Here is a 22,878-nt window from a genome sequence, read left to right as displayed (position 1 = left end):
CTCCTACAATCCGGCGGCGGCGAGCATGGCCGACGCGCCTTTTTCGGCTTCGTCCGCCTGATGCATCATTGCAAAGAGTTCGCGGGCCGTGCCCAGTTCGGGCGGCGGGGCGGGGGCAAGTTCGCGGGCGTCCCATTCGGCGGGGTCGACCAGCGCCTGGAGAATGCCCTCCTCCGCGCAGAGGCGGACGATGTCGCCATCGCGCAGCTTGCCGATCGGGCCGCCGCCGATTGCTTCGGGTGAGAGGTGGATGGCGGCCGGCACCTTGCCCGACGCACCGGACATGCGGCCATCGGTGAGCAGCGCGACGCGATAGCCCTTGTTCTGAAGCACGCCGAGCGGGGGGGTAAGTTTATGCAGTTCAGGCATGCCGTTGGCGCGTGGCCCCTGAAAGCGGACGACGACGACGACATCGTGATTCAGTTCGCCCGCGGTGAAGGCGTCATGGACCGCGTGCTGGTCGCTGAACACGCGGCACGGAGCCTCGATCGTCCAGCGGTCGCGCTCGACGGCGCTGACCTTGATGCAGGCGCGACCCAAATTGCCGGAAAGGATGCGGAAGCCGCCTTCTTCGGAAAAGGGCGCGTCGATCGTGCGCAGGATGGTGTCGTCGCCGCTGGCCGGGGCATGATCGCGCCAGACGAGTTTGTCGTCCTCCAATGCGGGATGCTGGCCGTATGCGGCAAGGCTGTCGCCAGCGATGGTCATTGTGTCGCCATGCATCAGGCCGCCGCGCAGCAATTCGCGGATAACGAAGGTCGGGCCACCGGCATCCTCAAACCCGTTCACGTCGGCTGACCCGTTTGGATAGACGCGGGCGAGCAGGGGAACAGCGCGGGAGAGGCGGTCGAAATCCTCCCAATCGATGATGATCCCGGCACTGCGCGCGATGGCGGGCAAGTGGATCAAGTGATTGGTCGAGCCGCCGGTGGCGAGCAGGACGACGGCGGCGTTGACGATGGCGCGTTCGTCCACAATCTCACCGATCGGGCGGTAATTATCGCCGTTCCAGCCGATTTCGGGGAGGCGCTGGACCGCAGCTTTGGTCAGTTCCTGCCGCAATTTCGTGCCGGGGTTGATGAAGGCGGCGCCGGGCATGTGCAGGCCCATCGCCTCGACCATCATCTGGTTGGAATTGGCGGTGCCATAGAAGGTGCAGGTGCCCTTGCCGTGATAGGCGGCGATTTCGCTGTCAAGCAGTTCGTCGCGGCTTGCCTTGCCCTCGGCATACAATTCGCGGACGCGGGCCTTGGCGCTGTTGGCGATGCCGGTGCGCATCGGCCCACCGGGGATCAGCACCATCGGCAGATGGCCGAAGCGCAGTGCGCCCATCAGCAGGCCGGGGACGATCTTGTCGCAAATGCCGAGCAGTGCCGCGCCCTCGAACACATTGTGGCTGAGCGCGATGGCGGTGGACAGCGCGATGGTGTCGCGGCTGAACAGCGAGAGCTCCATGCCGGCGTAGCCCTGAGTCACGCCGTCGCACATCGCGGGGACGCCGCCCGCGACCTGTGCCGTGGCACCCGCCTCCAGCGCCCAGACCTTCATCTGTTCGGGATAACGGTAATAGGGCGCGTGGGCGGAGAGCATATCGTTATAGGCGGTGACGATGCCGATATTCATCCGCCGCCCGTCCTTCATCGCGTCGCGCTGCTCGTCCGTGCCGGCATAGGCATGGGCGAGGTTGGCGCAGCCGAGCCGCGGTCGACCGACGCCGCCTTCGCGCTGCTGCGTCATCAGCGCGCGATAGGCGGCACGACCCGGCTTCGACCGCTCGATGATGCGGTCGGTGACGGCGGCGACTTCGGGATGGAGGGACATTTTTCGCTCCGGTTTCAGGCGGCCCAGTGGATATCGACGGGCAGTTCAGTTTCGGCGAGGACGCGGCCGATCGGGTAGGCCGACGACGGTCCCTGTTCGGCGGCGGCCTCCAGCACCTTGCGCTTTTCCGCGCCGGTGATGGCGACGATCAGCGACTTGGCCGATGCGATGGCGGCCGACGAGAGGGTGACGCGGGCGACGGGGGCTTCGGGCGGCAGCGGGTCGGGCATGACGCCCAATGCGCGGCGATCCTTTGGACCATTCATCGCTTCGTCGAAATCGGGGCCGGGGAAGATCGAGGCGGTATGGCCGTCCGCGCCCATGCCGAGCAGGACGAGGTCGAGCGGCCAGTGATGATCTTGAAGCCGGGCGTCCGCCGCGCGACCGGCGGCCTTATAGTCGTCGGCCTTCTCGCTGATAAGGGGGATCACGCGCGCGCCCTTCGACAGGAAGACCTTGGCGAGGCCGGTGACGTTCGACATTGCATCGCCGAGCGGCACGAGGCGGTCGTCGGTCGGAATGATCGTTACGCGCTTCCAGTCGAGCTTGGCCTTGGCCAGCTTTTCATAGACCGGGGCCGGGGTGCGGCCACCGGCCAGCGCAATCACAGCACCGCCGCGCGCGTCGATCGCGCTTTCGATGATGAAACCGATGTCACCGGCGAGCGCGTCGGACCACTCATCGGTGTCCTCATAGTCCCACCATTCGATTTCTTCGGCCATTTCAACTTCTCCAGGTGAGCTTTATTCGTTCCAGGTGACGCCGTCGCGCTCGGTCAGCGCGACGGAGGCGGATGGCCCCCACGTGCCCGATGCATAAGGTTTGGGCTTCACGTCGGCGGTTTCCCAGCCCGCGCGGATCGCGTCGATCCAGTGCCATTGCGCCTCGACCTCGTCGCGGCGCACGAACAATGTGGGATCGCCTTCGAGCAAGTCCAGCAACAGCCGTTCATAGGCGATGCGGCGGCGGGTGCCGGCGAATTCGGTGTCGAGGCTGAGGTTCAGTGGCACCTCGCGCAGCCGCACACCCTCGCGGTCGAGGCCGGGTTCCTTGGCCATCACGAGCAGGCGGACATATTCTTCCGGCTGAATGCGGATGATGAGCGTGTTCGATTGCAGCACGCCGCCGCGTTCGGCGAAGATCGAGTGGGGGACGGGCTTGAACTGGACGACGATTTCGCTGCGGCGCTCGGTCATGCGCTTGCCGGTGCGCAGGTAGAAGGGGACGCCCTGCCAGCGCCAATTGTCGACATTGGCCTTGATCGACACGAAGGTTTCGGTGCGCGAGGGCTTTTCAAGCTCCTCGGCATAGCCCGCGACGATCTTTCCGTTCGATGCGCCGCCGGTATATTGGCCGGTGACGGTGAGGTTGCCCGCATCGGCACCCGCAATCGGACGGAGCGAGCGGAGAACCTTGACCTTCTCATCGCGGATCGAGGTGCCGTCGAAGCGGGCAGGCGGCTCCATCGCGATCAGCGCGAGCAGTTGCAGGATGTGGTTCTGGACCATGTCGCGCAATGCGCCGACATCGTCATAATAGCCCGCGCGCCCTTCCAGACCCACGGTCTCGGACACGGTAATCTGGACATGATCGATGCCCGCCGCGTTCCAGATGGGTTCAAACAGCGAATTGCCGAAGCGCAGTGCGAGGATGTTCTGGACAGTTTCCTTGCCCAGATAATGGTCGATGCGGAAGGTGCGTTCTTCGGGGAATACGGCGGCAACGGCGTCGTTGATCTCGCGGCTCGACTCCAGGTCGAAGCCGAGCGGCTTTTCGAGGCCGATGCGGACGTTGTGGCCCGCGAGTCCGGCCGACGCGAGGCCCTTGATCGTCGGCTCGAAAAATTTCGGTGCGGTGGACAGGAAAATGGCAAGACCGTCGAAGATATCGCCGAGCTTCGTAGCCAGCTCCGCATAACCATCGAGGTTCGATGCATCCAGCGCCTGATATTGCAGTCGGTCGAGGAAGGCGGCGATCGTCGCCTGATCCTTGCGATCATCGGGCAGATAGGTGTCGAGCGCCTTGGCGGCAAAGTCGCGGAACTCGGCATCTGACAGCGTTGACCGCGCCGTACCGGTGATGGTCAGTGCGGGCGGGAGCAATCCATCGGCGTGGAGGCCGTAGAGCGACGGCAACAGCATTCGCTGCGACAGATCGCCGGTCGCTCCGAACAGCAGCAGTTTGCCGAATGGCTGTCGCATCGATCCTCCCATTGTCGTCGCGCGGTCCCTAGCAGCGGTTGCGCGACATGCGAAGCGCGCTTGAGCTTTTGACCGCTAAAGCACGAGTCCGACGGTCTGGTCGAACCCGGCCATGATGTTGAGGTTCTGGACGGCCGCACCCGCCGCGCCCTTGCCCAAATTGTCGAGCGTGGCGACGAGACGAACTTGACCGCGATCGGCATTGCCGAACACGCGGATACTCAGGCGATCGGTGTTCGCATCATCCTCGATCCGCACGACGGAAACATCCTCGGTCGGTAACACGCGGACGATGGGCGAATCGCGATAGGCATCGGCCAGCGCCTGTTCGACCTGCGCAGGCGAAGGTTTGCGCGGCAGATAATGGAGTGCGAGCGGCACTTCGATCAGCATGCCGCGATAGGCGCGGGCGACGGCGGGCTGGAAGATCGGGGCGTGTCCGATCCGGGCATGCTTCTGCATTTCCGGCAGATGCTTGTGCTCGAGATCCAGGCCATAGGCGCGATAGCCGGTGGCGTCGGCGCCGTCCTCGAACTCGGCGATCATCGCCTTGCCGCCGCCGGAATAGCCCGAAGCACCACTGGCGGTGAGCGACCAGTCGGGCGGAATGAAGCCGGCGCGCACCAGCGGGCGGACGAGCGCGAGAAAGCCGGTTGGCCAGCAGCCCGGGTTCGATACGCGCGGTGCCTCGGCGATCAGCGCGGACTGGGCGGGTTCGAGCTCGGGAAAGCCATAGGTCCAGCCATCGACGACGCGGTGCGCGGTCGATGCGTCGATGATGCGGGTGGCGGTGTTGGTGACCAGCTCGACCGCTTCACGCGCGGCGTCGTCGGGCAGACACAGGATCACGAAATCGGCGGAATTGAGCGCTTGGGCGCGCTTTTTTGCGTTCTTGCGATCCTTGTCGGCGAGCGAGATCAATTCGATCTCGCTACGGCCGGAAAGCCGTTCGCGGATTTCGAGACCAGTGGTCCCGAAGGCACCGTCGATGAAAACACTGACGGTCATGCGGCAGCGGTCAGGCTGGCGGCATCGACATAGCCGACCAGACCGGCGGCGGGCGCACGGCCCCATGCGCTCCCGGCCGAAAGCTCGAGCACCTCGAACACATCGCCCGGCGCAAGCGTCACGAGCGTTTGCGAGTCAGCGTCGCGGCTGGCGCGCAGCGCGATGGCGACGCTGACGACGCGCGTGATCGCGGCAGCGTAATGCGGCGCAAACACGCGATCGGCGAGGCGCACATCGGCAAGGTCACGGCGTGCAGCGTCCGTGCGCGGATCGATATGGGCCGAGCGACCGGTCAGTGCGAATCGGTTACGCGCTGCGCCTGAGAGGTTGCCCGGTGCCGCCGTCGCCGGTGACGAATTGCCCGAATTCTGCAAGAAAGTCCGCCCCTTCCGGTGTGCGCGCGACGAAGATGTTTCGTTTGTCGGTATCGTCACGCTGGCGGCGCAGATAGCTTAGGGCACCCAGTCTGTTCAAGGCGCGCGTGACGACCGGCTTCGATACGTTCAACGCCTTGGCCAGTCCACGCACGGTGTGCGGGCCGGAATCGAGATAGACCAGCAGCATCAGCGCCATCTGGCGATTGGTAAGATCCGGCTCGCCTGACCGGACATAATGGATCAGTGTGGTTTTCCACTGATACAGCGAATGGTCGCTCACGGCGTTCATCGCATTACACTCGTTTTCCGTTACACACCCGCAAAGGTCCGGGCTTTCAGCGACATTAACGCCCCGATAGCCAACGAGTTTCAGGGCGGGCGGGAAATGTTCCACTTCTGTGACGATCGGCGGGGCGAAGAGCGGTTGATCGCGGGGCGCACCTCCCCTATGTCGCCGCTTTCCCGCGAAAGACCGATATGCTGTTCACCTTCCTCCTCGTCGTTCACGCCATCATCGCAGCCTTGCTGGTGACGGTGATTCTTATGCAGCGTTCGGAAGGCGGCGGTCTGACCACCGGTGGGAGTCCATCGGGGCTGATGTCGGCGCGCGGCGCGTCCAACTTCATGACGCGGGCGACGGCGGTGCTGGCGGGGCTGTTCGTGGCGATGAGCATCACGCTGGCCGTGCTGGCGGCGACTAGGACAAACGACAAGATCGACACCAGCCGGGCGGCGCAGCCGACGCAGAGCGCACCGGCCAGCGGCCCGGCACCGGCCGCACAGCCGAATGCTCCGGCCGACAACAGCGCCGTTCCGCTCGCCAACTAAAACCGCGTTTCAACAGTTTTTTCGGCAGCGCCCGGAGTCGGGCGCTTGCCCCCACACGTGCATAACGGCTAGGCGAATACTCCCATGACGCGGTATATTTTCATCACCGGCGGCGTGGTCTCCTCGCTTGGCAAAGGCCTGATGGCCGCCAGCCTCGCCGCGCTGCTTCAGGCGCGCGGTTACACGGTGCGCATTCGCAAGTTCGATCCCTATCTGAACGTCGATCCGGGGACGATGTCGCCGTATCAGCATGGCGAAGTCTATGTGACCGACGACGGCGCGGAAACCGACCTCGATCTTGGCCATTACGAGCGGTTTACCGGGGTTTCAGCGCGTCAGTCGGACAATGTCACCTCCGGCCGTATCTATCAGCAGATCATTCAGCGCGAGCGTCGCGGGGACTATCTCGGCGCGACGGTGCAGGTCGTTCCGCACGTCACCGACGCGATCAAGGAATTCGCACAGGCCGAGACCGAGGGGCTGGATTTCGTGCTGTGCGAAATCGGGGGCACGGTTGGCGATATCGAATCGCTGCCATTCATCGAGGCGATCCGCCAGTTGAAGAACGAGCTCGGTCGGGGACGCTCGATCAGCGTGCATGTGACGTTGGTGCCGTATATTGCGGCGGCAGGCGAATTAAAAACCAAGCCTACGCAGCACAGCGTGCGCGAATTGGCGTCGCTGGGCGTGCAACCGGACGTGCTGGTGTGCCGGTGCGAGCATCCGTTGCCGGTGGGGGAGCGGGCGAAGATCGCGCAATTCTGTAACGTGCCTGCAAGCGCGGTGATCCCGGCGCTGGATGCGAAAAGCATCTATGCGGTGCCGATGCAATATCATGCCGAGGGGCTGGACAGCGAAGTGCTGCGTGCATTCGGACTGGAAGTCGGGCCTGCGCCTGACCTGAGCCGCTGGTCCGACATCACAGACCGACTGTTCAATCCGGAAGGCGAGGTGACCGTCGGCGTCGTCGGCAAATATGTCGGCTTGCCCGATGCGTACAAGTCGCTGAACGAGGCGCTGGCGCATGGCGGCATCGCCAACCGGGTGAAGGTCAATATCCGCTGGATCGACGCCGAACTGTTCGAGAAGGGCGACGATGCCGAGGTCGCTGCGAACCTTGAATCCTGTCACGCCATCCTTGTGCCAGGCGCTTTCGGGTCACGCGGTGCCGAAGGCAAGATTGCCAGTGTGCGCTTTGCCCGTGAACGCAAAGTGCCGTATTTCGGCATTTGCTTCGGGATGCAGATGGCGTGCGTCGAAGGCGCGCGGAATCTGGCGGGGATCGAGGCCGCGTCATCGACCGAGTTCGGCAAGACCGACGAGCCGGTGGTCGGCATCATCACCGAATGGATGTCGGCGGAAGGCGTGCAGACGCGCGAGGACGGCGGCGATCTGGGCGGCACGATGCGGCTGGGCGCGTACCCCGCGAAGCTTGACGGAAATTCGGTGGTCGCATCGATCTATGGCGGCGACGAGATCAGCGAGCGGCACCGCCACCGTTATGAGGTGAACACCGGATATCGTGATGCGCTGGAGCAGGGCGGACTGGTGTTTTCGGGCATGTCACCCGACGGGATGCTGCCCGAAATCGTCGAACGACCCGACCATCCGTGGTTCGTCGGCGTGCAGTTCCACCCGGAGCTGAAATCCCGGCCGTTCGACCCGCACCCGTTGTTCGCCAGCTTTATCGAAGCGGCGGTAAAGCAGTCGCGTCTCGTCTGACCAAATAGAGGTCTGATCCAAACAAAAGCGCGCCCGGACTTGCGTCCGAGCGCGCCCTGGGACGGCGCGAAAAGGGGGAGAAACGCGCCGCCTTTGGTGCGGGTCAGGCCGCCGAGCTATGCTCGATCGGGGTCGCCGTGGCGGTGCCGCCGATGGCGATCTTTTTGGGCTTCATCGCCTCCGGCACTTCGCGCAGCAGGTTGATGACCAGCAGACCGTCGGTCAGGTCGGCGCTTTCCACCAGCACGAAATCGGCGAGTTCAAAGCGCCGCTCGAAGCCCCTGTTGGCGATGCCGAGATGCAGCATCTGCGCGGGTTCATTATCCTGCGATTCGATCTTCTTGCCAGCCACCAGCAACAGGTTCTGCTGAGCGGTGATTTCGATCTCGTCCGATTTGAAGCCTGCGACGGCGATCGTGATCCGATAGCGGTCGTCGGTGATGCGTTCGAGGTTGAAGGGAGGGTAATTCTCTCCGCCGGACTGGCGCGCGCTGGTTTCGAGCATGTCGAACAGCCGGTCGAAGCCGATCGCGGAGCGGCGGAAGGGGGTAAGGTCGATCTGACGCATGGTGTTAATCCTCCAATGAGCAATTTCAACGTCTTGGCTGCGCCCGGACAGTCCGCGACGCGTGGCCAGCATGGCCCCGAAGGCACCATGCAGCATTGATTTGGGGATGGTGTTTGCGGTTTCAAGAGCGACGGAATGTGCCGCGATTGCGATATAAAGCATAGTGAACAGATGGGAATAGAATCACTTTGTCGCTAAACCCCATCGAAATAGTGGAGTTTGCGCTCAACATCGCAAAAAGGGAGCCCCACATGAGCTTGAGCGCACTTTCAGTTCTGTTGTTAGCCAGCACGTCGCCAGCGGCGCTCGCGGAAGAGCCAGCGCCCGTACCGGTAGCGGTTGAGCCTTCCAGTGAGGCCGATCCGGAACCTTCAGGCCAAGCCGAGATCGTCGTCACCGCGCGCCGCCGCTCGGAAAATGTGCAGGAGGTGCCGGTCGCGATCTCGGTCGTCGATTCGACCACGCTCGATGCGCAGGGCACCTATAACATCAGCGGCCTGACGCGGCTTCAGCCGACGCTGCAATTCTATTCGCAGAACCCGCGCAACACCTTCATCAACATCCGCGGCATCGGCGCGCCGTTCGGCTTGACCAATGACGGGTTCGAACAGGGCGTTGGCATCTATGTCGATGACGTGTTCTATAACCGCATCGCGTCAGCGACGCTGGATTTCGTCGACGTGGATCAGATCGTAACGCTGCGCGGGCCGCAGGGCACGCTGTACGGCAAAAATACGACTGCCGGCGCGATCAACATCACTACCCGCGCACCATCGTTCGAGTTCGAGGGCAAGACCGAGGTTTCGCTCGGCAACCTCAATTTCAAGCAGGGCAAGGCATCGATTTCCGGGCCGCTCAGCGAGAATCTGGCCGCGCGCATCAGTGTCACTTCGACCGACCGTCGCGGTACGATCTACAACACGCGGACCGGCAACTACATCCAGTCGCAGGACAGCATCGGTATTCGCGGCTCGCTGCTGTACAAGCCGAGCGACAACTTCAACCTGACGCTGTCGGGCGACTGGAACCTGCAGGATCCAATCTGCTGCGCGTTTCAATATGGCGGTTATGGCCCGACCCAGCGCGCCGCGAACCGGCAATACCCCGCACTTGTTACCGCACAGCAGGTGCAGTTTCCCGGTGTCGTGCCGGCCAATGCCAATCCCTATGACCGCACCACCGACGTCGATGCTCAGCTGCGAGCCCGCAATGAGCATGGCGGCCTGTCGCTGCGCGGGGTGTGGGACATTGACGACAGCAACACGCTGACCTCGATCACCGCATGGCGCTATTGGGACTGGAAGCCGGCGAACGACCGCGATTACACGATCTACCCAGTCTATACCAAGGTCAACAATCCGACGCGGCAGAACCAGTACACCCAGGAGTTCCGTTTCAACCATGAAGGGCAAGGCTACAACCTGACCGTGGGCCTGTTCGGCTTCCACCAGAAGATCCGCACCAGCGGTATTCAGGAAACTGGTTTGGGCGCCAGCAAGTGGTTGCTCAATCCGACCAGCGCCTTGTCGAACAATCCGGCAGTGCTGAACAACGTCGTGGCGATCAACGACATCCGCCTCGATAACACCAGTGTTGCCGCCTTTGCGAAGCTGAATTGGGAAGTGACCGATCGCTTCACCGTTTCGCCGGGCATTCGTGTCAATTACGACAAGAAGGATGGCCTGTACGACTCGGTGGTGACTGGCACGGCGTCCAACGGCACGCGACAGATTGTTTCGGCCAATCCCGCCTCGCCGTCCTATACCGATGCATGGACGGCGGCGCAGCGCGGCGTGCAGGCATCGCAGAACTATGCGCCGGAGGTCAGCGCGTGGAACCTGTCCTACGATCTTAACCTGCGTTATGAGGTGACGGAGAACGTCAACGCCTACGCAACCTATGCGCGTTCGTTCAAAACGGCGGGTCTCAACTTGAATGGCGTGCCGGCGGACAGTGCGGGCGTCGCAATCCCGATCTATTTCCAGATCAAACCGGAAAAGGTCGATCACTTTGAAATCGGCCTCAAGACGCAGTTCTGGGATCGTCGCGCGACGTTCAATCTCACGGGCTTCTACACGAAGATCAAGGACTTCCAGGCCAGCGTCAGCAATGGCCAAGGCACCACGGTGCGCGGCTATCTCGCCAATGCCGACAAGGTCAGCAGCAAAGGGATCGAGGCAGACTTCTCGGTCCGGCCGAGCGCGCGGTTCAGCGCCTATGTCAGCGGCGCGTACACCGATGCCAAGTTCGACAGCTTCTGCGACGCGCCGCCGCCGCCGGAACTCGCAGGCGGGACGGCGCTGCCGGGCGTGGCGGGCGACAAATGCGCCTATGTCGGGACGCCCAGCGCGCCGGGTACGCCAGGTGGTAACAGTCCGCCGGTCTACGACGCTTCCGGCGCGCCACTGCCGGGCGTTTCGAAATGGGCATTCTCCTGGGGTGGCGAGGTCAATCAGCCGAGCAAGTTGTTCGGTGAAGATGGTCAGTTCTATCTCGGCTATGACGCCAGCTCGCGCTCGCGCTGGTCGTCCAACCCGTCGCCCTCGAGGTACACCTGGGTCGATGGCTACTCGCTGCACAATTTCCGTGCGGGGTTCCGCACTGGGAAGTTCGATGTTTTCGGTTGGGTCCGCAACGCGTTCGACCAGGACTATATCGACCTGTATCTGGCGGGCACGGGCGGCAACACAGGGCTGATCGCGGCACAGGTCGGCGATCCGCGTACCTATGGCGGTACGATAAAGTTCAGTTTCTGACGAGACGCATCTGCCCCCGCGATTGAACACATATGGGAAAGCGCGGACGGCAGAAGCTAGGGGAGGGGAGCTGCAATTTAGGCTCCTGCAGTTCTCCTCCCTGACCCTATTAATCCTCCCCGGCACGGGAAGGGGGACCGCTCGCAGAGCGGTGGAGAGGGAGCGAGGCAGCGGAATCCGGTGAGGCGGCCCCCTCCGTCATCGCTGCGCGATGCCACCTCCCCGTGCCGGGGAGGATAAGACATCGATCTTCGTGCGCTAATGTCGGAATGCCCAAAAAAGCAAAGGCCCGGGCCGTTTCCGACCCGGGCCCCTGCGTGACGATGCCTCGTCAGCCCCCTTGATGGCCTTTTCGCCCGCACATCGATCCGAAAACCGACGGGGCAGAAAAGCCTCCCCGAACCACGGCCATTGCCTGCGCTTCGTAGCGTTCTGCTAGGACGCGGATCGGCGCTTGTCACCGGTCGATGACGTCACGCGCACGCTTTGCGACGATCCTGTGTTGAATCGGCAACAGCGTGATTGCGCCGCCCTTCACGCCGCCCTAACAGGCGGGGATATGTTGCTTTCCCGATATGAACGGATGATCGCGCGCCGCTACCTGTTACCCGGGCGGGGCGAGGCTTTCATCTTCCTGGTGGCTGCGATCAGCCTGGTCGCGGTGATGCTGGGCGTCGCCGCTCTGGTCATCGTGATGAGCGTGATGAACGGGTTTCGCGCCGAGCTGTTCGACAAGATCACCGGGCTGAACGGCCATGCGGTGGTGCAGGGCTATGGCGGCCAGCTGCGCGGATGGCGCGAGATTGCCGACGAAGCGCGCAAGACACCCGGCGTTGTGAGCGCGACGCCGCTGATCGAGCAGCCGCTGATGGCCAGCTTTCAGGGTCGCGTCGAGGGCGTGCTGGTGCGCGGGATGAACGTGTCCGACATTCGCGCCAACCCGACGCTTAATCGCAATGTCGTACTGGGCGACCTGAAACAACTGTCACCCGATTGCGAGTGCGTCGCGGTGGGGTCGCGGCTGGCGCAATCGCTGGGCGCTTCGGTGGGCAGCACGGTGTCGCTGCTCAGTCCACAGGGGCTGACCAGCCCGTTCGGGACCGTACCGCGGATCGTGTCCTACCGCATTGCCGCGATCTTCGAGGTCGGCGTCTATGACTATGACAAGGCGTTCGTGGTCATGCCGATGGAGGACGCCCAGACCCTGTTGCTGATGGGCGATGCGGTCGGGATGGTGGAGATCGACACGAACGACCCGGATCAGGTCGGCGAAATCCTGCGTCCGCTGGCGCAGAAGGTTGCGGCATATGGCCAACTGACCGACTGGCGCACGCTGAATGCGACGTTGTTCGAGGCGCTGGCGGTGGACCGGCTGGTGACATTCACCGTGCTGTCGATCCTGATTTTGGTGGCGGTGTTCAACATCCTGTCGTCGCTCATCATGCTGGTGCGCGCCAAGACCCGCGACATCGCGATATTGCGGACGATGGGGGCGACGCGCAGCGGCCTCATCAAGATTTTCGTGACGGTGGGAACGGTGATCGGATCGCTGGGGATCGTCGCCGGACTGATCCTGGGGTTCATCCTGCTCTATTTCCGGCAGGGCGTGCTGACCGTGCTGGGGTTCCTGACGGGGCAGGAAATCTGGGATCCGTCGATGCGCTATCTGACCGAATTGCCGTCCAAGACCGATCCGGTCGAGATTGCCGGAATCGCGTTGATGGCGCTGGGCTTCAGCTTCCTTGCGACGCTGTACCCGGCGTTCAAGGCGGCAAGCACCGATCCGGTGCAGGTGTTGCGTTATGAGTGAGCCTGTCCTCCAGACCACGGGCCTGTGCCGCGCGTTCGTACAGGGCGAGGTGACGATCCATGTGCTGCGCGGGGTCAACCTGACCGTGGAGCCGGGTGAGATCGTCGCGCTCCTCGGCCCGTCCGGTTCGGGCAAATCGACCTTGTTGCAAGCGGTCGGACTGCTGGAGGGCGGGTTCGAGGGATCGATCCGCATCTCGGGTGTCGAGGCGTCCAAGCTGGAGAGTCATGAACGCACGATCACCCGGCGCGACAAGCTCGGCTTCGTCTATCAGTTTCATCATCTGCTGCCGGATTTCAACGCGGTCGAGAATGTCGAGCTGCCGCAGCTGATCCAGAATGCCACGCTGGCCGATGCGCGGGCGCGGGCGGAATCCTTACTGACGGCTTTGGGACTGGGCGAGCGGTTGACGCACCGGCCAAGCCAGCTGTCGGGCGGTGAGCAACAGCGGGTCGCCGTGGCGCGTGCGCTCGCCAACCGGCCTAACCTTGTGCTGGCGGACGAACCGACCGGCAACTTGGACGAAAAGACGGCGGACATCGTTCTGGCCGAACTGTTGCGGCTGGTTCGCGGCGAAGGCGCGGCGGCACTGATCGCCACGCATAACGAGCGGCTGGCAGCGAAGATGGACCGCGTGATGCGGTTGCACGAGGGTGTGCTGGAGTGAAACTGCGCACCGGATTGCTGCTGGCTGTGATCGTTTTGATCCTCGCGGTGGCCGGCTATGGCGCGGCGGTGCTCGTCCTGAATGACGGGCTCCCGTTCCGGAAGATGCGTACAGTGTCGGAAAGCATGGCGCCGACGCTGCGGTCCGGCACGACGATCACTGCGCGAAAGCGAGCGCCCGCAGAACTGCGACGGGGCGACATCGCGGTCTTTTCGGTCGGCGATTCGTTCTGGATAATGCGAGTCGCAGGACTTCCAGGCGATCGGATCGGGATGCGTGATGGTGTGGTTATCCTCAACGGCAAGCCGATCGCGCAGACCGATGCGGGCAAGCTGAGCATCGAAGGGCGCGAGGCACGGGTGCGCACCGAACGTCTTCCGGGAGAGGCGCAATCGCATCGCGTGCTCGATCTCGAACCGACGCAGGGAGACAATGTTCCCGACGTGACAGTGCCTGCAAGGCGGCTGTTCGTGCTGGGTGACAATCGCGACAATGCGGCGGACAGCCGTTTTCCAGCCGGTCCCGTCGGGGGAAGCGGGCTCGTGTCATTCGAGAATGTCTATGGCATTGTGCCGCCCGAGGAAATCGACGGCGGTTAGGGAGGTAAGATGAGCGTTATCACGGACATTCCTGTCACGAAGGCCGATGGCAGCGAAACAGACCTGTCGACCTATGCCGGACAAGTGCTGCTGATCGTCAACGTTGCCTCAAAATGCGGGTTCACGCCGCAATATGAGGGGCTGGAAAAGCTCTATCGGGAGGACAAGGATCGCGGGTTCGCGGTGCTGGGGTTTCCGTGCAATCAGTTCGGCGCGCAGGAGCCGGGCGATGCGGCGGAAATAGCGAGTTTCTGTTCGCTGACCTATGACGTGACCTTTCCCGTGTTCGGCAAGGTCGATGTCAACGGCGACGATGCCGCGCCGCTGTTCCGGCACCTCAAAAAAGAAGCGCCTGGGATATTGGGGTCGGAGGCGATCAAGTGGAACTTCACCAAGTTCCTGGTGAACCGCGACGGTAAGGTCGTCGATCGTTATGCCCCGACGACCAAGCCCGAGGATATCGCCAAGGATATCGAGAAGTTGCTTTAAATATCCTCCCCGGCACGGGGAGGGGGACCGCGACACGAAGCGGCGTGGTGGAGGGGCATAGGACAACGGAGTCAGCTGCGGATAGCCCCTCCGTCAGCGCTGCGCGCTGCCACCTCCCCGCGTCGAGGAGGATTAGCTGTGGAAAACACGGCCAGTCGCTTTGACCCTTCCCGATCCCTACCTATAACCGGCCCATGCCCCATTCCGGCTTCGTGCCCCTCCGTGTCTTTTCCGCCTACACGATGCTCGAAGGGGCGATCGAGCCCAAGGCGATTGCGGCGCGCGCGCGCGAGCTGGGCTTTCCTGCCGCGGGGCTGTGCGACCGCAACGGGCTGTACGGCGCGATGCCGTTCGGGGATGCGGCGAAAAAGGCCGGGGTGCAGCCGATCGTCGGCACCTTGCTGTGCGTCGAGCGTCCGGATGTGCCGGAAGGCGTGACGCCGCCGCTGGACTGGCTGGCGTTGTTTGCGCAGGACGAAGTTGGGTATCAGAACCTCTGTTACCTCGTCTCGATGGCGCATCTCGATCGGCCGATCGAAAAGGATGCGCATGTGTCGTTCGCGGCGCTGGAGGGGCGCAGCGACGGGCTGATCGCACTGACGGCTGGCAAGGAAGGCGCGCTGGCGCAGTTGTTCGCGGAGGAACAGGACGACGCCGCTTTCGCCTATGCCGACCGGTTGCAAGGGCTGTTCGGCGACCGGCTCTATATCGAGATCGTGCGGCGGCTGGATGAGGTCGAGGGCAAGGCCGAGCCGAAGCTGCTCGAACTGGCCTATGACCGCAATCTGCCACTCGTGGCGACCAACCCGGCCTGTTACGCCGAGCCGGGGTTTCACGAAGCGCATGACGCGATGCTGTGCATTGCCGGGTCGTGCTATGTCGCCAGCGACGAACGCGCGCGCTCCTCACCCGATGCGTGGGTGAAGCCAGCGAGCGAGATGAAGCGGCTGTTCGACGATTTGCCGGAGGCGATCGACAACACCCTCGTCGTCGCACAGCGCTGTGCCTATGCCGCGCCCTATCGCAAGCCGATCCTGCCGAGCTTGGCTGGCGATCTGACGGGCGAGGCGACGCAGTTGCGTGAGGATGCGCGCGCCGGGCTGGAAGCGCGGCTGGAGAAGCTGGGGATTACCGATCCCGAGCGCCGCACCGAGTATTTCGACCGGCTGGATTTCGAGACCGACGTCATCGTCCAGATGGGATTCCCCGGCTATTTCCTGATCGTTGCCGACTTCATCAAATGGGCAAAGGCGAACGGGATTCCGGTGGGTCCGGGGCGCGGTTCGGGTGCGGGCTCGGTGGTCGCCTGGGCGCTGACGATCACCGATCTCGATCCAATCCCGCTGGGGCTGCTGTTCGAGCGATTCCTGAACCCGGAACGCGTGTCGATGCCCGATTTCGACATCGATTTCTGCGAAACGCGGCGTGGGGAAGTAATCCGTTACGTTCAGGCAAAATACGGCCGCAATCAGGTGGCGCAGATCATTACCTTCGGGACGATGAAGGCGCGCGCCGTGCTGAAGGACACCGGGCGCGTGCTCCAGATGAGCTATGGTCAGATCGACCGGTTGGCGAAGCTGGTGCCCAACCACCCGACCGATCCGTGGACGCTGCCCCGCACGCTGAACGGGGTGAACGAGTTCAACGCCGAATATAAGGGCGACGATGCGGTCCGGCATCTGATCGACCTGGCGATGAAGCTAGAGGGGTTGCCGCGCCACAGCTCGACCCACGCGGCGGGCGTGGTGATCGGCGACCGGCCGCTGGCGGAACTGGTGCCGCTGTATCGCGATCCGCGATCGGACATGCCGGTCACGCAATTCGACATGAAATATGTCGAGGGTGCGGGGCTGGTGAAGTTCGATTTCCTTGGCCTGAAAACACTTTCGGTGCTGCAAAAGGCCGTCGAGTTGCTGGCCGAACGCAACATTTCGATCGACCTGGAGACGCTCGGCTGGGACGATCCGGCGGTGTACGAATTGCTTCAGCGCGGTGACACGGTCGGCGTGTTCCAGCTGGAATCCGAAGGGATGCGGCGCACGCTGACAGCGGTGCGGCCGAGCAATTTCGGCGACATCATTGCGCTCGTCTCGCTCTATCGCCCCGGCCCGATGGACAACATCCCGATGTTCGGACGCCGCAAACAGGGGCAGGAGCCGATCGAATATCCGCACGCGTTGCTGGAGGACATCCTCAAGGAAACCTACGGCATCTTCGTTTATCAGGAACAGGTGATGCAGGCCACGCAGATCCTGGCCGGCTATTCGCTGGGCGGCGCGGACCTGTTGCGCCGGGCGATGGGCAAGAAGATCAAGTCGGAGATGGATGCGCAGCGCGCGATCTTCGTCGAGGGCTGCGCGAAACTGAACAATATCGCCGAGGGCAAGGCGAACGAGTTGTTCGATTTGATCGACAAGTTCGCGGGCTATGGCTTCAACAAGTCGCACGCGGCCGCCTATGCGCTGCTGGCGTACCACACGGCGTGGTTCAAGGCGCATTATCCGCACGAATTCTACGCGGCATCGATGTGCTTCGAGCTTGGCCAGACCGAGAAACTGGCGATCTTCGTCGAGGATATGAAGCGGCTGGGGGCGGCTTGCCTGACGCCCGACATCAACGCCAGCCATGCCGAATTCTCGGTCGAGGCGGTCGATGACGGGTTTGCGGTGCGATACGCGCTGGCGGGGCTGAAGGGCGTCGGCGAAAAGGCGATGGAACTGATCGTCGAGGAGCGCGAGAATGCGGGGCGGTTCCAGAGCCTCGACGATTTTGCGAGGCGGGTCGATCCACGGCTCCTCAACAAGCGGCAGGTTGAGGCGCTGGCGGGGGCGGGGGCGTTCGATAGCGTCGCGCCAGACCGGCCCGCTGTTTACATGGCGGCGGAAACGATTCTGGCGGTGGCGCAACGCACGCACGCCAACCGCACCAGCGGGCAGGGCGGGCTGTTCGGCGAATCCGAGCCGGTGGGGTCGGCGATCCAGCTCCCCAAAAGCGCCAGCTGGACGCTGAGTCAGCGGATCGAGGCGGAGAAGGAGGCGTTCGGCTTCTTCTTTTCCGCGCATCCGCTCGACCGCTATCAGCATCTTGCGCGCATCCACGCGGCACGCAGCATTGCGACGCTGGGCGAAATCGACATTGCCGAAGGCGGGCGTGCGGGCGCGACCATTGCCGCGCTGATCGAGGATGCGCGCTGGCGAACTTCGGCGCGCGGCAAGAAATATATGATGGCGACGCTGTCCGATGCGAGCGGGACGGTGCCCTGCACCTGTTTCGACGAGCATACCGCCAAGGAGATGGAGGATGCGTCGCGCGTCGGCGGGTGCGGATTGCTGACGATCGAACTGGATCGGCGTGCCGGCGAGGACACGCCGCGCGTTACGGTACGCAAGGTGCAGCCGTTCGAGACCATGGCCAAGGACGTGCGGCTGACATTGCGGCTGGCGGTGGAGGCGGCGGGGGTGTTGCCCGACGTCGCACGATTGCTGGACGACGCACGCGGCGGGCGGTGCGAGGTGATCCTCGACGCGCCCCTGCCCGACGGTGGCGAGGCCGAACTGGTGCTGGGCCGCAATTTTCGGCTGGACGGAGAACTGGCGACGCGGATCGAGGCGCTTGCGGGGATCGTGCGCGCCGAGCTGAAACCCACCGAACAGCCGAGGCTGGCGCTGGCGAGTTAGCCGCCCCCTTGCATCCGCCCCATCGAATCCGCAGGATGGCGCAAAACGCGGGTTAGCCGCGAGATTCAGGAGAGTATGATGCTGGGCGCGATGCAGGATTTCGAGCTTCGGGTGCCGCGACTGATCGAGCATGCCGAGCGCGAGCACGGGCAGCGTGAGATCGTCAGCCGCTGGGCCGATGGCAGCGAGACGCGCACCGACTGGGCCGGGATCGCGCGCGATGCCCGCAGGCTGGCGCAGGCGCTGGAACGGATGGGGCTGAGGCCCGGTGATCGCGTGGCGACGCTGGCGATGAACCACAGCCGTCATCTGGTCGCCTGGTATGGCGCGATCGGGATGGGCGGCGTGATCCACACGATCAACCCGCGGCTGTTCGACGATCAGCTCGCCTATATCGGCAACCATGCCGAGGATCGCGTGCTGCTGTATGACAAGATGTTCCAGCCGATCGTGGACCGTCTGAAATCGCAATGGACGACGATCGAGCATTATATCGTCTTTGACGGCGACGGCGCGGACAGTTTCGAGGCGGTGATCGGCGCGGAGGATGGCGATTATCGCTGGGTCGAGGGCGACGAGCGCGAGCCGTGCATGCTCTGCTACACCAGCGGCACGACCGGCAATCCGAAGGGGGTGCTGTACAGCCACCGCTCGTCGGTGATCCACGCAATGGCGGAAATTCAGCCGGCGGTGTTCGACATGTCGACGCAGACGGTGGCGCTTCCCGTGGTCCCGATGTTCCACGCTGTCGGCTGGGGCATGCCCTTTGCCGCGCCGATGGTGGGCGCGAAGCTGGTCATGTCCGCGATCAACGAGGGCAAGATACTGTGCGAACTGATGAACCGTGAGAAGGTGACGCACACCGCAGGCGTGCCGACCGTGTGGTTCGCCATGTTCCAGCATATGGATGCGACCGGCGATGCGCCCCGGCACCTGAAGGTCGTCACCATCGGCGGATCGGCTGCCCCGCGCGCGATGATCGAGCGGATCATGAAGATGGGCGTACGCGTCAACCATGCCTGGGGCATGACCGAAACGTCGCCGATCGGCACGATGGGGGCGCCGCCGTGGAACTGGGACGATATGTCGTTCGAGCAGCAGATCGACCAGACCGTCTATCAGGGCCGAGCTCCGTTCGGTGTGCAACTGCGCGTGGTCGACCCGGAGGGGAATATATTGCCCCGTGACGGCACCAGTTCAGGCAATTTGCAGGTCAAGGGACCGTGGATCATCAAGCAGTATTTCAAGGACGAGGGCGGCCCTTGTCTTACTGACGACGGCTGGTTCGATACCGGCGACGTGGCGGTGCTGCACCCCGATGGCATCATGCAGATCACCGACCGGGCAAAGGACGTCATCAAGTCCGGCGGCGAATGGATCAGCTCGGTCGATCTGGAGAATGCGGCAGTCGGGTGCGCGGGCGTGGCCGAGGCGGCGGCGATCGGCATCTATCATCCGCGCTGGGACGAGCGGCCGTTGCTGGTCGTGGTGCGCAAGCCGGATAGCGACGTGACGGTCGAGGCGATCCGGGCGCATCTGGCGACGCAGGTTGCGAAATGGTGGCTGCCCGATGAGATCGTGTTCGTCGATTCATTGCCGCATACCGCAACGGGCAAGCTGCTGAAGACCGCGCTGCGCGAGCAGTTCAAGGACTTCAAACTCGCGGCGGCTTAAGCGGCAAGCCGGGTCATATTGCGACCGCTGTCCTTGGCTTCGTACAACGCCTCGTCCGCGCGCTGAAGCAACTGTTCGGCGGTTTCGCCCGGTTTGAAGTGCGCGACGCCAACGCTGATCGTAACCGGGGCAATGCCGCCGCTCGGCAGGATGAAATGGCGGCGGGCGATCGCTTCACGTAGGCGTTCACCGGCGATCCCCGACTGGATTTGGTCGGTATCGGGCATCAGCAGCGCGAATTCCTCGCCCCCGATCCGCCCCATCGCGTCGGTGTTGCGCATGGTCTGAGTCGCGATTTCGGCGAATTTCCGGAGCGTTTCGTCGCCGCCCTGATGGCCGAAGCGGTCGTTGATCCGCTTGAAATGGTCCAGGTCGATCAACGCCACCGCCATCGATCCGCCGCTGCGCGTCGCACGGGCAATCTCGACATCAAGCGCGGCGAGAAAAGCGCGCCGATTGAGGAGGCCGGTCAGATCGTCTATCGTCGCAGCACGGCGCAGGGCAGCCTCGGCCAAAATCGTCCGCATGCGTGCCTTCGACGCGCCATATCCGGCGGCGCCCACACCCAGCAGGAACAGCAATGCCAGCGTCGCCAGCGCATAATCGGCAAGCTCGCTGGCCCAGGCCGAGCGGTCATTGGCGGCGGTGCGTACGTCGAGCAGACGGCGCTCCTCGGCCTCGATGCGGTTGAGGATGGCAAGGATCGCTTCGATCTCGCGCCGTCCGGTCCCCGATCTTACGATGGCAATTGCGTCGCTCTGCCGCCCTTGTCGCGCCAGAGCGGTGGCGCGTTCGAGCAGTCGCAGATAGGGCGGGAGTTGCTGCGTCAGCCGGGCAACGTCGCGCTGCTGAAGTGGGTTGTCGGCGGTCAGTGCGCGCAATTTCGCGGCGGCGCGGGGCGCCTCGACGCGGCCCTGCCGCAACGGCTCCAGGAACCGTTCGTCATTGGTCAACAGATAGCCGCGCTCGCCGCGCAACGCCTTGTTGGTCGCCGAACGCACCTGTTCGGCGGTCAGCAGTACTTCCAGCGTGTGCATTTGCCATCGCTGTGCCGATTTGCGGGCGTTGGCGGTCCAGATCGCGTTCGCGGTCATCGCCGCGAGCAGAAGCACTGCGGCGATCAGCGCGCCAAAGCCCCAGATATGGCGGCTGCGGCTGCTGCGATGATCGTTATCGAAGTGGGTCGTGATGTCCATGAGCGTCCTTTGAGCCGGTCGCCCCCAAAGCGCTGATATAAGCCCGACTGGTAAACAGAGGCTTGCGGCACTTGCGCTGGATGCGGTGAATGGTTCACCTTCGCGGGCATGGAGCAACGCGAACCCCTGAATATCGGTGCGGCGACGAATGGACCGGGGGTGACGCTGAGCGCGCGGCCCGAGGCGTTGCGGATCGATCCTGCCGAAACGGCCGTCGTCGTCATCGATATGCAGAATGCCTATGCCTCGTCCGGCGGTTATGTGGATCAGGCGGGGTTCGACATTTCGGGCGCGGCGGGGGTGATCGGCAAGATCGCGCAGGTGCTGGATACGGCGCGCGGCGCGGGCGTGCAGGTCGTGTATCTGCAAAATGGCTGGGACGCCGATTATGTCGAGGCAGGCGGGCCGGGGTCGCCGAACTGGCACAAGTCCAACGCGCTGAAGACGATGCGCAAGCGGCCGGATCTGGCGGGTAAGTTGCTCGCGCGCGGCGGGTGGGATTATGATCTGGTCGATGCGCTGAAACCGCAGCCGCAGGACATCGTCATCGGCAAGACGCGCTATTCCGCCTTCTTCAACTCGCAACTGGACAGCGTGCTGCGATCGCGCGGCATTCGGACGATCATATTCGTCGGCATCGCCACCAATGTCTGTGTCGAGAGCACGCTGCGCGACGGATTTCACCTGGAATATTTCGGGGTGATGCTGGAGGATGCGACGCACCATCTGGGGCCGCCAGAAATGCAGGCGGCGAGCGTCTATAATATCGAGAAATTCTTTGGCTGGGTTTCGACGACTGCCGATTTCTGCGGCAGTTTCGGCCAGCGTCCACAGGAGTAAATAATGCCCTTCGAGCCGATCAACCCGCCGCAATTCCCGACGCCGATCGCGCCCTATTCGGCAGGATCCAAGGCGGGTAACACCGTTTACGTGTCCGGCGTGCTCGCGCTGGGCGAAGGCGGGGTGGTGCTGCATGTCGGTGACGCGGCGGCCCAGACGCGGCACGTGCTGGAGGTGATCAAGACGACGCTGGAGGCGGGCGGGGCGACGCTGGAGGATGTGGCGATGAACCATATCTTCCTGAAGGACTATGCCGATTATGCCGCGTTCAACATCGTCTATGCCGAGTATTTCCCCGGCGCGAAACCTGCGCGGTTTTGCATCAAGACCGATCTGGTCAAGGCCGATTGCCTGATCGAGATTGCATCGATCGCGCATATCGGCTGACTACCATGTGATCGCCTTGGTCGCGTTCTGAAGCGAATCGGCGGCGTAGATGCTCGCCGCCGATCCGTTTCGCGCACCATAGAGCCATGCGATCGCACCTAGCACGTCACGCGTCGCCGCGCGCGTGACTGCGGGTTCATATTCGATGCGGTCTTTATTGTCCGCTTCGATGGCGTCGAGCAGAGCCTCGATCGCTGCATGCACTTGATTGCTCATGCCCCATGATAACCGGGTGCAACTGGACAACAACGTACGCTC

The 22,878-nt window shown here is 63.5% G+C and carries 20 protein-coding genes; 11 read left to right on the top strand and 9 right to left on the bottom strand.

The genetic code is table 11. The annotated features are described in order from the left end of the window. Positions 1 to 3 precede the first annotated feature (3 nt). From edd to U1702_RS05945, 6 genes are all read right to left on the bottom strand, one after another. Complete coding sequence (gene edd, locus U1702_RS05970; RefSeq protein WP_332722927.1) at positions 4 to 1,821, bottom strand: phosphogluconate dehydratase; 1,818 nt, start codon at positions 1,819 to 1,821, stop codon at positions 4 to 6. A 14-nt stretch (positions 1,822 to 1,835) separates the two neighbouring features. Continuing rightward, positions 1,836 to 2,543 carry a 6-phosphogluconolactonase gene (gene pgl, locus U1702_RS05965; protein WP_332722925.1) on the bottom strand — a complete coding sequence of 236 codons (708 nt, stop codon included), beginning with the start codon at positions 2,541 to 2,543 and terminating at the stop codon, positions 1,836 to 1,838. A gap of 21 nt (positions 2,544 to 2,564) precedes the next feature. Further along, positions 2,565 to 4,022, bottom strand: coding sequence for a glucose-6-phosphate dehydrogenase (gene zwf, locus U1702_RS05960; protein WP_332722923.1), 1,458 nt, complete (start codon positions 4,020 to 4,022; stop codon positions 2,565 to 2,567). A 75-nt stretch (positions 4,023 to 4,097) separates the two neighbouring features. Next, on the bottom strand, positions 4,098 to 5,030 hold the full coding sequence (argC, locus tag U1702_RS05955) for an N-acetyl-gamma-glutamyl-phosphate reductase (protein WP_332722921.1): 933 nt from the start codon (positions 5,028 to 5,030) through the stop codon (positions 4,098 to 4,100). After that, complete coding sequence (locus tag U1702_RS05950) at positions 5,027 to 5,263, bottom strand: SH3 domain-containing protein (protein WP_332722920.1); 237 nt, start codon at positions 5,261 to 5,263, stop codon at positions 5,027 to 5,029. Before U1702_RS05950 ends, argC begins: the two co-directional genes overlap by 4 nt. Positions 5,264 to 5,336: 73 nt before the next feature. Then, positions 5,337 to 5,696, bottom strand: a complete 360-nt coding sequence (locus U1702_RS05945) for a MarR family transcriptional regulator (RefSeq protein ID WP_332724593.1) — start codon at positions 5,694 to 5,696, stop codon at positions 5,337 to 5,339. Between the two features lie 191 nt (positions 5,697 to 5,887). Between U1702_RS05945 and secG the strand changes: the two genes are divergently transcribed. Both secG and pyrG read left to right on the top strand, forming a co-directional pair. After that, positions 5,888 to 6,235 (top strand): preprotein translocase subunit SecG, encoded by a 348-nt coding sequence (gene secG / locus U1702_RS05940; protein ID WP_332724592.1) that lies wholly within the window; start codon positions 5,888 to 5,890, stop codon positions 6,233 to 6,235. A gap of 84 nt (positions 6,236 to 6,319) precedes the next feature. Beyond that, the gene (gene pyrG / locus U1702_RS05935) at positions 6,320 to 7,957 is read left to right on the top strand and encodes a CTP synthase (protein WP_332722918.1); all 1,638 of its coding nucleotides are present in this window, start codon (positions 6,320 to 6,322) and stop codon (positions 7,955 to 7,957) included. Positions 7,958 to 8,060: 103 nt separating this feature from the next. Here the strand turns inward: pyrG and U1702_RS05930 are convergent, their stop codons facing one another. After that, on the bottom strand, positions 8,061 to 8,525 hold the full coding sequence (locus tag U1702_RS05930) for an Hsp20 family protein (RefSeq protein WP_332722916.1): 465 nt from the start codon (positions 8,523 to 8,525) through the stop codon (positions 8,061 to 8,063). Positions 8,526 to 8,776: 251 nt separating this feature from the next. On the opposite strand from U1702_RS05930, the gene U1702_RS05925 reads away from it, so the two are divergent. The 7 genes from U1702_RS05925 to U1702_RS05895 all read left to right on the top strand — a co-directional run bounded on the left by U1702_RS05925 (position 8,777) and on the right by U1702_RS05895 (position 20,197). Next, the gene (locus tag U1702_RS05925; protein ID WP_332722915.1) at positions 8,777 to 11,281 is read left to right on the top strand and encodes a TonB-dependent receptor; all 2,505 of its coding nucleotides are present in this window, start codon (positions 8,777 to 8,779) and stop codon (positions 11,279 to 11,281) included. Between the two features lie 559 nt (positions 11,282 to 11,840). Further along, on the top strand, positions 11,841 to 13,091 hold the full coding sequence (locus U1702_RS05920; RefSeq protein WP_332722913.1) for a lipoprotein-releasing ABC transporter permease subunit: 1,251 nt from the start codon (positions 11,841 to 11,843) through the stop codon (positions 13,089 to 13,091). Further along, the gene (locus U1702_RS05915) at positions 13,084 to 13,758 is read left to right on the top strand and encodes an ABC transporter ATP-binding protein (protein WP_332722911.1); all 675 of its coding nucleotides are present in this window, start codon (positions 13,084 to 13,086) and stop codon (positions 13,756 to 13,758) included. Before U1702_RS05920 ends, U1702_RS05915 begins: the two co-directional genes overlap by 8 nt. Then, a complete protein-coding gene (lepB, locus tag U1702_RS05910; protein ID WP_332722909.1) occupies positions 13,755 to 14,357 on the top strand; it encodes a signal peptidase I in 603 nt (200 codons plus the stop codon). Before U1702_RS05915 ends, lepB begins: the two co-directional genes overlap by 4 nt. A 9-nt stretch (positions 14,358 to 14,366) precedes the next feature. Further along, on the top strand, positions 14,367 to 14,846 hold the full coding sequence (locus tag U1702_RS05905) for a glutathione peroxidase (RefSeq protein ID WP_332722907.1): 480 nt from the start codon (positions 14,367 to 14,369) through the stop codon (positions 14,844 to 14,846). 194 nt (positions 14,847 to 15,040) lie between these two features. Next, on the top strand, positions 15,041 to 18,523 hold the full coding sequence (gene dnaE / locus U1702_RS05900) for a DNA polymerase III subunit alpha (RefSeq protein ID WP_332722905.1): 3,483 nt from the start codon (positions 15,041 to 15,043) through the stop codon (positions 18,521 to 18,523). A 78-nt stretch (positions 18,524 to 18,601) separates the two neighbouring features. Continuing rightward, on the top strand, positions 18,602 to 20,197 hold the full coding sequence (locus U1702_RS05895; protein ID WP_332724591.1) for a long-chain fatty acid--CoA ligase: 1,596 nt from the start codon (positions 18,602 to 18,604) through the stop codon (positions 20,195 to 20,197). On the opposite strand, the gene U1702_RS05890 is transcribed toward U1702_RS05895, so the two are convergent. Next, positions 20,194 to 21,393, bottom strand: a complete 1,200-nt coding sequence (locus tag U1702_RS05890; protein ID WP_332722903.1) for a GGDEF domain-containing protein — start codon at positions 21,391 to 21,393, stop codon at positions 20,194 to 20,196. The genes U1702_RS05895 and U1702_RS05890 overlap by 4 nt on opposite strands. A gap of 108 nt (positions 21,394 to 21,501) precedes the next feature. Between U1702_RS05890 and rutB the strand changes: the two genes are divergently transcribed. Both rutB and rutC read left to right on the top strand, forming a co-directional pair. Continuing rightward, a complete protein-coding gene (gene rutB, locus U1702_RS05885; protein WP_332722901.1) occupies positions 21,502 to 22,233 on the top strand; it encodes a pyrimidine utilization protein B in 732 nt (243 codons plus the stop codon). A gap of 3 nt (positions 22,234 to 22,236) precedes the next feature. Next, positions 22,237 to 22,620, top strand: coding sequence for a pyrimidine utilization protein C (rutC, locus tag U1702_RS05880; RefSeq protein WP_332722899.1), 384 nt, complete (start codon positions 22,237 to 22,239; stop codon positions 22,618 to 22,620). Here rutC and U1702_RS05875 read toward each other — a convergent pair whose 3' ends face one another. Beyond that, complete coding sequence (locus U1702_RS05875) at positions 22,621 to 22,836, bottom strand: hypothetical protein (protein WP_332722897.1); 216 nt, start codon at positions 22,834 to 22,836, stop codon at positions 22,621 to 22,623. Positions 22,837 to 22,878: the final 42 nt, after the last annotated feature.

Origin of the sequence: Sphingomonas sp. LT1P40 (genome assembly GCF_036663835.1) — a bacterium.
In the GTDB taxonomy this organism is placed as follows: Bacteria; Pseudomonadota; Alphaproteobacteria; order Sphingomonadales; family Sphingomonadaceae; genus Sphingomonas.
Note: the sequence above shows the minus strand (reverse complement) of the source record. Positions and strands in the feature narration are given on the sequence as shown.